This window comes from uncultured Oribacterium sp. (genome assembly GCF_902481605.1).
Taxonomy (GTDB): Bacteria; Bacillota; Clostridia; order Lachnospirales; family Lachnospiraceae; genus Oribacterium; species Oribacterium sinus.
On record NZ_CABSXI010000013.1, the window covers coordinates 1 to 13,202 of the forward strand.

A 13,202-nucleotide genomic window follows, 5' to 3' on the forward strand; every position below is an offset into this window, starting at 1 on the left:
CATTGCTATGCTTCGCATCATTTTCCCCTTCTTACTTCACCACCTGCATAATCCGGCACCAATAACAACTCCAACATAAGCCAATGAAATATTTAAAATTCTTTTTAACACCTTTTCTCTCCTTACTACTATATATACAAACTACGATTCCTCTTTCTCCAACAACGCCACCACCTCGCAATTATTGGTTCTGGGAAACATATCTACAGCACATAACTTTTGTACCTTATATCCGTCATTTTGTAAAGCTTTCAAGTCTCTTGCCAGGCTCTTTGGCTTACAAGCCACATAGACCAGTCGCTTCACTCCGTAGGAAATGATTTTTTCCAAGGCCTTCTTATGCATTCCGTCTCTTGGAGGATCCACAATAATAAAGTCCGGATAGGGAAGTTCCGTCTCCCCCTGCCCTGCTTCCAGCACCTTCAGCACATCTCCAGCATAGAAAATACAGTTCTCCTCCTGATTTTCCTTGGCATTTTCCTTGGCGGCTTCCACCGCCTCTTCCACGATTTCAACCCCGATTGCCTGCTTTGCCACCTTACTCATCAGCTGGGTAATGGTGCCGGTTCCGGAGTAAAGGTCGTAAATCACCGGCTTTTCCTCTGCATTTTCGGAAAAGCTGGAGTACTCCTGTACCTTAGCGTAGAGCTTTTCCGCCCCTAAGGTATTGGTTTGGAAGAAGGAAAAAGGCGTGATTTTAAAGTTAAGGCCTAAAAGCTCTTCATAAAAATAGTCTTTTCCGTAGAGCGCCTCTGTTCCGTCGTTAATGACTGCATCCGCCAAGCTGTCATTTTTCGTATGCAAAATACCCGCATAGCTTCCTTCCAGCTTTCCTTCCTTTTCCAGGGAAAGAAGCCTATCTCTCCAGCCCCTTAAAATCTTTTCTTCCTCTTCTGCAGGCAGCTGGGTGCTATGCACTAGAGAAAGTAAGATTTCTCCCGTCTTCTCCGCCCGTCTGATTAAGAGATGCCGAAGATAGCCCTCATGGCGCTTTTTATGATAATAGCCAAGTCCCTGCTCCTGAAAATACAGTCTTGTAGCCAATAAAATCTCTCCCATATCCGGGTGAGGCAGGCGACAGTCTTCCGTATTTAAAATGTTGAAAAAGCTCCTTTTTTGGTGCAAGCCCAAGCAAAGGGGACCATCCTTTTCCTGATCGCCGAAGGAAAACTCCATCTTATTACGGTAGGCTTCTTTCTTTGGAGAAGAAATGATGCCCTCAAAAAGATAGTTTCCCTGAATCACCGGATCAAATAAGTCTCGAATCTCCTGCTCCTTTTTCGCTACCTCCTCTTCATAGGGGATTTCCTGATAAAAGCAGCCGCCGCAACGATCCTGATTTTGGCACCAGTGCTTTTCCTGCTGCTGCACAGCCTCCCCTATTTTGCTATTTGAATTTTCTTTTTCCATATCTCCTGACCTCTTTCTTTTGACCCTTTTTTAAAGGAAAATTCCTCTACTCTTCCCCTGTATTACCATTTCGTTCCTGTAACAGTTTTAATCTTTCTTCGGCCTTTCTGTTGTTCCGCCAAATCCAACATTCTTTCAATGCCATCCAAATATCCCTGATATCGTTCCAGCTCTTCGATAGTCTGAATAGTATAGATTTTATCTTGTAAAATCATAGACAAATCATCTCCCAGTAAAACCCATGGATTTTGCTCATCATCAAATGCTATGGCATGTTTATCTTGAAAATGATATAGTCTGGCCAGAATAGACGCTGCCCGCTCTTTAAATAAATCTATTTTGGAGCTAAGTTGGTATTCTTCTAACGGGTTAATCATCTTTTCTTCTCCTACTATTTCTCTATAAGAAACTTGAAACGCTTGGCAAATCCGATCAATAATATCCGTTGAAATAGGACTGCTTCCATTTTCGTATCGACTTAAGCTATTGCGAGAAACACCTATTCTTTCCGCAAACTCAGGTTGGGTAAGTCCCTGTGTATGTCTAAGCTTTCGAATATTTTCTCCTATCATAAGACCTCCTTATTTTTTTCTAGTATAGCATAAAACGCTATTGCTTGCACCATTTTTGGTGCACTTGTTTATCTTATGTTTCTTTTGTCATTCATTTACGATGTCTTTCCAACGTTTAAACGTAAAAAAGGCCACACTTTAACTATTGCACTTAAAATGAATCGAATGTCAAAATCTTCAATCACCACCGAGCTCTGTATAAAAAAAAGAGGCTACTGCCTCTTTTTCTTTCGCTCAAAGCACTATGCAATAAGATTATTCCTCTTCCAGATAATCTTCATCCTCTAAATCATCGTAGTCCTCGTAATCCTCCAGATAATCCGGAGCAAGCAAACGATATACGCCGTAAGCCAATCCGCAAAAAGCGATGATTCCACCGATGATGGCCAGTACGGTACAAATCTTTTTCTTCATATCTTCTCCTTCTTTCTGCTTCTCTCTTAAGCCAATGGCATATTGAAAATCATTGCTTAATGCTCTTGCATCTTCTGTGAACTTCTTAGCTCTATCTCTGAAAGCTTCTACATTCCACTGTTCCATATTTTTATCCTTTCCCCAAAAACTTTCTCTTAAGTATAAAGATTCTTGGGTAAAAAAGCAAGTCTTCTCTAAGGATACGAGGCTTTTTCTCTTCAACGATACAAAACTATTTCTGTAGGATACAGCATTTTTTCTTTATGGGCACAGGGCTTTTCCACCTTACTTCAGTACCCAGTTTCCATCCGCCATAACGAAGTTCTTCTCCACACCCAGCTTATTCATCCAGAATTTGGTCAAAGCCACGGTATAGCTTTCCTGGTCTTCAGTGAAGGCATCCTTACGTTTGTTCCAAAGTTCCTGAGAGCTGGGCCATAAAGCGTATCTGGGATGTACCGCACTATAGAAGGCAAAGGATCCGCCATGCTGTCCGTGATGAGCCATCTGCACGATATCCGCCTTAAGCTTATCGGCGCCTCTTTCTTCCATCAACTTTCCTGCCGCTTCATAGGGAAGGTCTCCGGTAATCAAAAGCTTCTTTCCGTTAATGGTAATCATATAGCAAACAGAGCTATTGTTTCCTGAGTCGATAGGAATGGAATAAGGGGTGTTCAAAACCTCTACCGCCACATTGCCATAGGTGAAGCTGGTTCCTGCAGGGGAGCTTTCATGGCGCTTTGCACTGTCGTACTGGGCCAGGTCTTCCATAATTTCCTTCATCATGGGGATACGGTGAGCCGGCTCATACTGCTCATAGAAGGCCAAGGGCGCAAAGCCGTAGTAAATCTGTCCCGGGTCAATGTTGTAATAATCCGGATGACCTTCCTTCTTCTGCTGCTCAAGGATTACCGCAAGGGCACCTACATGGTCTTCATGAGGATGGGTAAGGAGCCAAGCTGCTACCTTTCTCCCCCTGTCCTTAATGTATTTCGCAAGGTAGGGAGCATTGGTCTTTAAACCACCGTCCACTACGATTAAGCTGCCGTCATTGCTCTCAATTACAATGGAAATCTGCTGTCCGCTTTGCTCTCCCTTAATCATGGTAATGCTGGCGCCGCCCAAACCGATGGTACTGTCGGTATAAGTTGGGGTAGTGCTACCGTTTTGCACATTTAAAGGAGCATTGCTTGTAGTAGCGCCCTGGGTACTGCTCTCGGAGGAACTAACTGCATTGGAAGAGCTGTTGGACACTGAAGCATTACTTCCTGTGCCGTTATTTCCGTTACCGCTATTTCCCGTGTTACCGGCATTTGCTGCCTGAGCCGCCTGGGTTAAGCTCGCATCCTGCCAGGGTGCCTTGGGGCTTCCGGAAGCCTGCTGATTTACGCCATGAACCACGTTGGGAAGCGCTTCTCCCTGAATGGTACCGTTACTGTACTCATCCGCAAAAGCCTGTCCGTGGAAAGCCAAAGTTCCACTTAATAACAATGCCACTGCTAAAGCTTTTTTCTTCATTTTAACTCCTTTGCCATGCAAAAACTTGAATTCTCCTTTGCTGCCACAGTCAAGCTATACTCTTTTGCAATAAGGGCCGCAAACATATCGAAAATAGTCTCTTTTATAAAGACAGATTATCTCTCCCAAAGGTTACAAATCCTTCCTCATAAAAAGCAAGAATTTTCCCTATCTGTCTCAAACAGCATGTTTCCCAAACCGCTTTGCTTACTGCCGAACACCTTCCCCGTTGATGGTGTAGCCATCCTGCACGGTATCCTTCAGCATAGCCCCTGCAGGAACACCTTCCTTATTCACATTCAGGAAGTACCACTTATCTCCGATATTCTGCCATCCGCTAAGCATTGCACCGTTCTCCGGCTGGAAATAGTACCACTGTCCGTTGATTTCCTGCCAACCGCTGAGCATCTTTCCCTGTCCCTCGGCCTTCGGCTCCAAATAATACCACTGATTATTTAAAAATGCCCATCCGCTAAGCATCGCACCGGCACTTGCTGCATTTTGATCCAGATAGTACCACTGCTCACCAATCTTTCTCCAGCCGGTAAGCATTTTTCCATCCTCATCGAAGAAATACCACCGGTCTTTAATCTGCTTCCAGCCCTTGGAAAGCTGACCGTTTTCCTCAAAATACCAGTCTTCTCCGTTCTGTCTCCAGCCTAAAACCGCACCGGAGGGGCCGCCGGAAGCATTACTGCCGTCCTCGTTATTTCCATAGTAGTCATTGGAAGGCCTCTTCTTATTGTCCTGAGCCTTCTCTGCCGCAGTCTTCTTCTTTTTCTTGGCACTGTATTCCTTGAAGCTTCCCTTGCTGATGCCCTTTGCCTTCAAGGTAATCAGGTTGAAAATGTAGCCGTCATCGGAATACTCTCCGTCCACATCTCCGGAGGGCTCCACATACTGAGAATCCGCAATATACTGAGCCAAATCGTCCTTCTTGTCATATTTTGCTCTTACAGCGATATGATCAAATTCCTTTCCGTTTTCGGAATAGGACTTCACGTTAATGCTGGTACCGTTTACGGACTTCTTCGCTACCTTGTCGTCTCCGTTTTTGGTGGTGTAATAAATAACCACATCATAACCGGAAGCGTAATCCACCTTTCCCCAACGAATCAAAGTTCCGTCCTGGGTAAAGTTTGTCGGTTCCTTCAAAATAGTGAAGGGATAGGCATTTGCCTTAAGCTTAATGCTTGTCTTGGACTTCTCGGTTACCGCCATTTCATAAGCACCTCGAACCTCTACCACGGTATTGTCATCAAAGACATTTCCCCCCTCCGCCTTCACGGAAATGGTGTAGGTATAGGGCTTCTTGGGAGAGCCCTGATTCTTTCCGTCAATGGAAAATCCGGAAACCTCATAGCCGCTGTCCATCGCCACAGCCTCAGGCTTGGCATAGGTTTTACCGGACTCCAGCTCCAAATCCTCACTGGGACTGATGTCAATTTGCACACGGCTTACCGGCTTATCCTCCGCAAATGCAGGAATGCTCCATAGAGCACACATTGCCAGCCCCAAAAGCAGAGCCTTCTTTCCTGCTGTTTTGAAAATGCTTTCTTTTTTCTTTAGCATAGTATTCTCCTCTTTCTTATTTTTCATTCTCTTTCGGATTTAACGCTTTTTCTTTCAGCATCTTAATTCCCTTTCGGATTGTACGTTCTTTCTTTAAGCCTATGATTTCCTTCTAAGTTTCACATTTTTTCCGGAAACGTCTTATTCCTTAAGAGAAGCCTTTCTTTCCCTTATCTTCATCGGCGATAGTAGGGTATTGTATTATCTTAAGGAAGCCATGCACCGGAGGCATCAAAACGATAGTCCACGCCGTTAATGTTTCTCGTGGTATCCGCTACCATCGCGCCGGAATCCTCCATATAATACCATACATTATTGAGATTTCTCCAGCCGGTTCGCATTGCGCCGTCCTCGGAAAGCCAATACCATTTTCCGGAGACCTTCTGCCAGTTCTTGGCCATTGCCCCGCTGTCCTTCAGGAAGTACCAGTTTCCGTTATCTTTGATCCAGCCGCTACGCATTGCGCCCTGGTCATCTAAGAAATACCAGCTGTTTTGATCCTTCACCCAGCCGGTCTGCATATTGCCGTCGGAATTCATAAAGTACCACTTATCCGATACCTTTTTCCAGCCGGTGACAGCCTTTCCATTTTCCTTATACTGCCACTTTCCGGGAGTGCTTTGTACCCAACCGTTTTCCACGGAAGTCTGAGACTCTGCTGTAGGTCCGCCGGTGCTGATGGTACTGTTTTCTTCCTTATTCAGGCTTGTGTTGCCTCCATTGGAAGAGTTATTTCCGGAAGCACCGCCGGAATTGTTGCCGTTCTTATTACCGCCATTCTTTCCGGAATTTCCGTTATTGGAATTATTGCTGTTCTTTCCGTTATCGGAGGAATTATTAGAAGAATTTCCGCCATTGTTGGAGCTGTTCCCGGAAGCACTGCCGGACTTTCCGGCATTTTTCTCGGAAGGATTGCCTCCGCCGTAAGCCTTCCAGGAAAATTCCGTGGTAACCAGTCCTTTGATGCCTCGCACCACACCCTTTTCACTGGACTGCCAAATGGTGGTGGTACTTCCCTCTACCGGACGATACACCCGATCCAAGGGATAGGCCGCAAACCACACATCATAGGGTAAATCCGATAAATTCATGTGTTTGGTCAGCCAGGTTTTATTGGCATAGACCATAGGAATAAATCCCGCATCCTTCACCCTCTTACAGTAGGCGTTGGTCATGGCGGTAAGCCCTTCCTTCGTAAGGCCGTCGGAAAGCATGGAGCCGACCTCCAGGTCATAGGCTACCGGATATTCAAACTTATAGGGCTTAATCTTCTTTACGGTAAGCTTGGCCTCTGCCAAGGCATCGTCCATATTTTTCGCTGTGGAGCAAAGGTAGGCTCCCACCTTAATACCGGCCTTCTGAGCGCCCTTTACGTTCTCATCAAAATAGGCGTCTTCCTTGGTGCCGTAGGCGATACGAATCATGACAAAGTCCAATCCGTCCTTCTTCGCCGCATCCCAATCAATGGGACCGTTTTCATTCTGGAACTTGGAAACCTCGGTTCCCTTCTCCAGATACTTTAAATCGGAGCCGTCCGCGTTGGTATAACCGTACCAGCCGGAGTAATCTAAAGCCCCCGAAGAGGAGCTGTTGCTCTGGCTCAAATTGTTGGTACTGCTTGACGTACTGCTTCCTGTGCTGTTCCCTGCATTTTTTCCCAGACTGTCCCCGGGGCCCGCGGCATAGCTTACGCTTTGTCCAAAAAGCAGGCTTAACGACAGGACGGTCAGGACGGCGACTCTTCGCCCTTTCTTCTGAAATTCCATACTTCCTCCATCATCTTTAACTTCGTTAGCTTATCAGCTTTTCAAGGGCAAATGCAATACCGTCCATAGAACTGTAAGAGTTTTTCAGAATTCAGTAAGAGTTTCCGAAAATATCCGGATACAAAAAGCCCCGGGACGCTGATAAGCTCAGCATTCCGGGGCTTTTTGCCGCATTTGCCACTTTCGTGGACTTTTTTATCACACACATTCTACTAGGAGAACTTGATAACTATTTGAGGGATAATTTTCTTAGGAATTTTATCCTTGTGATAGTAATATCGGCGGTATGATATAGAGTATAAGCGATTTTCTTATTTTTTAAAGAAAAATATTTTTATACGAACCTTCTAATGGATTTTATAGGCTTGTAGGTTGCAGATTCAATGGTTACACCGGAGCGGGAATTCAATGCGGAAAGCATTCTTCCGTTTCCTAAATAGATTCCTACATGGCCTGCATAAGCCAAAACATCACCGGGAATCGCATTTGCCAAAGATCCTACATTGGTTCCCATGGTTCCAATCTCTGCAGAGGAATGGGGAAGGCCGATGCCGAAGTGTCCGAAGATTCCCATTAAGAAGCCGGAACAGTCCGATCCGTGAAGAAGGCTTACTCCGCCGTAGCGATAAGGTCTGCCGATATACTGGGTTGCATAATCTACAATCTGCTGACTTCTGCTGACAGTATCTCCCACCAAAACATCGTCGGAAAATAAAGTAGTGGACTGATCCTCCTGAGAAATGATAGCACCCTCCTCGGAAAATACCAAAAGCTCCTCTTCCTTTGGACTTGCGGAAGCAGTGAAAGCAGTACTCATGCTCAAACTCATCAGAGCAAGGGCAAGGGCTAAGCCTTTTTTCCCAAATTTAAGAGCGCTTCTTCTCATTCCTTTCCGATTCGCTTTTCCTAAATTCCCGTTTACGGAATTTCCCTCTTCTGTTCTATTGTTCTTTACTGTAAAATTCGCGTCCTGCATAAACTCTCCTTTATGGTTTGTGTTACAGTTTGCCATTTTAGGGAGAAAATGTGGCGAAAATAAAAACACAAGATGAAGATTCACTAACGCATTCTTACAAAACTGCCTAGTGTTTTTACATTTTCATCCCGTGTTTTTTACGAAATTCTGACATTTTCTTATTTTGGAAGCATTTTTACGCCTCTTTGGTAAAATGGTTCCATTTTTTTAGTCATAAGTAAATTTCTTCATAACAATTTTTCTTTTCTTTGATTCCATGCTTTTCTCTTTTTTTATTCCTTGCTTTTTATCTCCCTTAAACTTTACTTTTCTTCTCTCTTTATTCTTTGCTTTTATTCTCTAAATCCCGCTCTTCTTCCGCCTTTTCACCGCTTGGGGTATAGCCAATCCACTTCTCGGAAAAATGCACGTCGAAGAAATGAATAATCGGTCCCAGGAAAAGGGCGGAAACCAAGGTTCCGATTCCTACCAATCCTCCGGTAAGGAAGGTGCCAAGAGCTGCCAAACCGTCTGTTAACATTCTGCATCCGTAATAATGCTTCTTGGTCTTGTCCCTTAAGCCCAAGGAAAGGTAATCATAGGGCGCAACCCCCAGGTCCGCTGTCTGGTACAGAGAAACGCCGAAGGAAGTTACCACCACCGCAAGGCTTACCCAAATCAACTGTACCACCAAACCGTGCTCCTCCGCATAGCCGAAGTGCTTTGTAAATATTTCATAGAAGAAAGTCACGATATAGCCTACCAAGATACCGTTGGCAAAGGTTCCCGCACCGATATACTTTCGTCCGAAAGCAAGCTGAACCATGAAAAACAGCACATTGGCTATCATATTCTGCTGTCCCAATGAAATCCCGAAGATTTCTGCCAAGCGCATATTTAAGGCGGAAATCGGGTCATTTCCCAAATGAGACTCCTTAAACAGGGCGATGCCGATGGAAATCACCAGCACCCCCAAAAGCATTCCGATATACCTTCTCACCATAATATTCTTTGTTTGCATAGCCACCCCTTTTCTATACTACTTTTATGCTCTACTCTACTACAAAAACCTTGTCTACTCTCTAAGTTCTGTACTTTCTTTCCAAAGCTTAGGTCTTTTCATTTTTTCTATATTCTGTATTTCATACTGTGCTGAGTTTTCCTGTAAGGACATTATCTTAAACAATTTTCCTTTTTTTATCCAGACTTTTTATTATTTTTTTCTTTTGATCTTAAGCCCAACAACTCAAAGTGCAATACAGGATTGCTTGCAGGAACATTGTTCTTTTGACAACTGTACCGATAATTAAAAAAAGTGTAGTTAACGAAAGCCTTAAGCCTCCGATAACTACACTCTTCCTTACTTTCTTACTTTCCTTCTCTTATGGATGAACCACTACCGGGCATCCCTTCTGGATTTTGGCAAAAAGCTCCGCAGCCTTGTTCTTCGGCAGATTGATACAGCCGTGGGAACCATTCTTCACATAAATGTTTCCACCGAACTTGGAACGCCAAGTCGCATCATGTAAACCGATGTTTCCGTTAAAGGGCATCCAATAGGACACAGGAGCCTCATATTCCGGCTTTCCGTCCACCATCTTTCCCTTCAGGGTTCTGTTGGTTTCCTTTCCTTTTAGGAAGAATACACCGCTAGGGGTAGCACGATCCTCGGTAAGCATCCCGGTTACCGTAGGGCTCTCCCAGGTCAATGCGCCATTTTCATAGTAATACACATGCTGCAATCCCAAATCAATCTCCAGGAAAGTATTTCCAAACTGGGGCTGGGCATACTGTGCAGGCCTATAAGCATAAACCGGTTCTCTCTCCTGACTTTGCAGGGAAGAAATGGCAGCCCGTAACGCATCCCTTTCCGCCGCCACGTTGATGTGTAAGCCATAGGGGGTATTCATGGCAATGTCTTTTCCGCTGGCAGAATGGAAGGACACGGTATTTCCAAGATTTCCGTACTTATTTTCCAAAGACTGGGCATAAGCCAGAAGCTTCTCTTCATCGAAGCTTAGTCCGGAAGCATTCACGCCGGTAACCATCTCCTGTAGCTGCTCTCCCGTCAAGCTTTCCTTATTTCCTAAAATGTTGGTAACAATCGTCACAGAGGAAAGCTTATTCATGGCATCAACCTTGCCCTCTAAATCCGCCTTTCTCTGGGTGATGGCATCATAGATTCCGTCATCGGACAGCTGAATCGTATTCTCTCCTCTTTGCAGAGCTCTTTCCACCCTTGCCCAAAGTCTGTCCCAATTCAGAGAATTTCCTTCCTGCTCCGGAATAATGGTGTAGACTCCGTTTTCCTTCACCACGCTGGCAGTTCTGGTCTCCTTGGCATCCTTTACCATGGAAAGCGCTTCCAGCTTTTCCTTCAATTTCACGGTGTCATAGCTTGCGGTACTGCCTTCCAAGGAATAATCGATTCTTTGGTCCGGACTTCCCTGGGCTCCGCTTTCCGCTTCCTTCTGTAAAATTTCCGGAAGATTGCTAGCTGCCTGTAAGTGATAGCCGATATCCTTTCCGGAAATCTCCTCCGTTTTTTCTCTTCCTATAAGATAGAGGACATAATTCTGACTATATGCCCCTTCCAGATAGGCCTTGGCCTCCTCTATGGTCTTTCCTCCGATGGGAATACCGTTTCCATAGGTTCCCGCCAGAAAGCGATCCAGCGCAAAGCCTTTCCCTGCCTGAGAAAATGTCAGAATACCGGAAAAAAGAAGCCCAAGGGCAATTTTTTGAAAATAATTGCTTTTTAAGCTTCTTCCGCTTCTTCCTTTCTGCTTTGTTGCTGTCGGTAGCATTTTCTTCTGTGCATTTATCGCCATGTCCTCAATTTCCTCTCTTTATGTTAGTGTTTACTATTGTACGCCCTAGTCCTCCCCTTGGCTAGTCAAAAAAGTATAAAGAAATAAGTCTTAAGAAAAAAGAAATCTCCATAAAGAAAAGCAATAGGGGCGATAAAAATAGTTTGAATTTTATAGCCCCTATTGCTTATTCTCCGAAGACTTCTTTTCTTAAGCGAATTCCTGTTGGGCTTGCTGCCAAGCCGCCCATGGCGGTTTCCTTCAAGGCGCTGGACATGCTGTCTCCTACCGACTTCATCGCCGCAATACATTCATCTACAGGAATCTTCAACTCTACTCCTGCCAGAGCCATATCCGCAGAGGAAAAGGCAATCACTACTCCGGATACGTTTCTTTTAACACAGGGGATTTCCACAAGACCTGCCACCGGATCACAAACCAGGCCCATCTGGTTCACCAAGGACATTCCTAAAGCATCTCCGCAAGCCTTGGGACTTCCCCCCATAAGCTCCACCAAAGATGCTGCTGCCATACCGGAAGCGGAACCGCACTCCGCCTGACATCCTCCCTCAGCGCCGGCAATGGAGGCCTGCTTGGCAATGACCATTCCAAAAGCCGCTGCAGTAAATATAGACATTACAATGTCTTTCTTGTTATAGCCCTTGTCCTGATACATGGAAACCAGGCATCCGGGCAAGATTCCACAGGATCCGGCAGTAGGGGTTGCCACAATTCTACCCATAGCTGCATTACAGTTGGACACGCACATCGCCCTGCCGATAGCCTTGGTCATAAACTCTCCCATCAAACCGCCTTGAGCTTTCTGAGAGTATTCCAGCATGGTTGCTCCCTCTCCTCCGGTAAGACCGGAAGTGGAACGGAGATTCTTATCCCCACCCTTTCCAACGGAGTCCACCATCACATCGAAATTCTTCTCCATCATTTCGTAGATTTCCTCTTTAGGAAGCCCCATCTGCTCTGACTGGTCTTCCAGGCAAAGTTCGCTGATCTTGATTCCCCGCGCCTCTGCCTTGTCACATATTTCTTTAATTGTATCGTATTTAATCATTTTTTCCTCCTGCCGTAGACCTTTCTTTGGTAGCCAATGTACCACCAAATAGTCTCGCAGCTTATCTAATCAATGCTCTATCTAATCAATGTTCTATAATAAATGCTCTATAATAAATGCTCTATAGTAAATGCTCTATAATAAATGCTCTATAATAAATGCTCTATAGTAAATGCTCTATAGTAAATGAGCTCTAATGAACACTAAATTGCACGAATCAGTAAGGCATTCTCCACATTAGGGAGCTTATTGATTTCGTCCATCAGTTCTTCCGGCGGCATCTGGTCTATTTCGATGGTCATTAAGGCGATTCCACCCTTTTCCGGACGGCTTAAACGGAAGTTGCCGATATTCAAATCCTTATATTTATCGTACATAATCTGGGTTACCAGTGCAATCATGCCCGGCTTATCCCGATGCAGTACTAGTATGGTATTACTTTCTCCGGTAAAGTCCACCCGTAAACCGTTAATCACATCTACCCGGATGTTTCCTCCACCGATACTGGCGCCTTCCACCGTCCCCTCCTGTCCATTCTGAAGGACATAATGAATCCGAGCGGTATTGGGATGAGCCCCGGGAATATCATTTTCAATAAAACGATAATCTATTCCCCTATCCTTAGCAATCTGCAGTGCATCACGAATCTCCTCAGAATAGCTGTGATAGCCCATAATGCCGGCAAGCAAAGCTCTGTCTGTACCATGGCCTCTGTAGGTTCTGGCAAAGGACCCGGACAGCTCGATATCCAACTCCTTAAAGTCTTCCGATCCTGCCACCTTGTTTACTACTCTTCCCAAACGAACCGCTCCTGCGGTATGGGAACTGCTTGGCCCGATCATAATCGGACCGATAATGTTAAAAACGTTCATAAGCTCTCCTTTGTGTTTTATGATAGCTTCAACTTAACACGGTATTCTCTTCCCTCCGGGAACAAGGGGCAACACTTCTGCTTTTCCCCCGCTTATCCCAAACGACAAAATATATCTAAAAATCGCTTTATTTCCTAGTAAAATATACCATAAACAAAAGTAGAAAAAAAGGGAGTATAACAAGCACACCCCCCTTTTTCTTCAATTTCTCATGATTTGTTTATAATTTCTTTGTAAATATTTC

11 protein-coding genes are annotated in these 13,202 nt (G+C 44.8%); all 11 read right to left on the bottom strand.

Annotated features, from left to right (window positions below; translation table 11 throughout):
• Positions 1-141 precede the first annotated feature (141 nt).
• Positions 142-1,410: a 23S rRNA (uracil(1939)-C(5))-methyltransferase RlmD gene (rlmD, locus tag RDQ32_RS03750; protein WP_308579177.1), complete on the bottom strand. Its 1,269-nt coding sequence runs from the start codon at positions 1,408-1,410 to the stop codon at positions 142-144.
• Between the two features lie 62 nt (positions 1,411-1,472).
• Positions 1,473-1,982, bottom strand: coding sequence for a helix-turn-helix transcriptional regulator (locus RDQ32_RS03755; RefSeq protein WP_308579178.1), 510 nt, complete (start codon positions 1,980-1,982; stop codon positions 1,473-1,475).
• A gap of 255 nt (positions 1,983-2,237) precedes the next feature.
• Entirely contained in the window at positions 2,238-2,522 is a 285-nt protein-coding gene (locus RDQ32_RS03760; protein WP_040649015.1) for a hypothetical protein, read from the bottom strand.
• Positions 2,523-2,681: 159 nt separating this feature from the next.
• Positions 2,682-3,914, bottom strand: a complete 1,233-nt coding sequence (locus tag RDQ32_RS03765; RefSeq protein ID WP_308579179.1) for an MBL fold metallo-hydrolase — start codon at positions 3,912-3,914, stop codon at positions 2,682-2,684.
• Positions 3,915-4,121: 207 nt separating this feature from the next.
• Positions 4,122-5,486 (bottom strand): N-acetylmuramoyl-L-alanine amidase family protein, encoded by a 1,365-nt coding sequence (locus tag RDQ32_RS03770; protein ID WP_308579180.1) that lies wholly within the window; start codon positions 5,484-5,486, stop codon positions 4,122-4,124.
• Positions 5,487-5,692: 206 nt separating this feature from the next.
• Positions 5,693-7,252, bottom strand: coding sequence for a GH25 family lysozyme (locus tag RDQ32_RS03775; protein ID WP_308579181.1), 1,560 nt, complete (start codon positions 7,250-7,252; stop codon positions 5,693-5,695).
• A 334-nt stretch (positions 7,253-7,586) separates the two neighbouring features.
• Positions 7,587-8,228, bottom strand: coding sequence for a C40 family peptidase (locus RDQ32_RS03780; protein ID WP_308579183.1), 642 nt, complete (start codon positions 8,226-8,228; stop codon positions 7,587-7,589).
• A gap of 319 nt (positions 8,229-8,547) precedes the next feature.
• Positions 8,548-9,228 (bottom strand): DUF6198 family protein, encoded by a 681-nt coding sequence (locus RDQ32_RS03785; protein WP_308579184.1) that lies wholly within the window; start codon positions 9,226-9,228, stop codon positions 8,548-8,550.
• A gap of 361 nt (positions 9,229-9,589) precedes the next feature.
• Entirely contained in the window at positions 9,590-11,038 is a 1,449-nt protein-coding gene (locus RDQ32_RS03790; RefSeq protein WP_308579185.1) for a L,D-transpeptidase family protein, read from the bottom strand.
• A gap of 166 nt (positions 11,039-11,204) precedes the next feature.
• Positions 11,205-12,086, bottom strand: a complete 882-nt coding sequence (sdaAA, locus tag RDQ32_RS03795) for an L-serine ammonia-lyase, iron-sulfur-dependent, subunit alpha (RefSeq protein ID WP_183682744.1) — start codon at positions 12,084-12,086, stop codon at positions 11,205-11,207.
• Between the two features lie 203 nt (positions 12,087-12,289).
• Positions 12,290-12,958: an L-serine ammonia-lyase, iron-sulfur-dependent subunit beta gene (sdaAB, locus tag RDQ32_RS03800; protein ID WP_308579186.1), complete on the bottom strand. Its 669-nt coding sequence runs from the start codon at positions 12,956-12,958 to the stop codon at positions 12,290-12,292.
• Between the last annotated feature and the right edge of the window lie 244 nt (positions 12,959-13,202).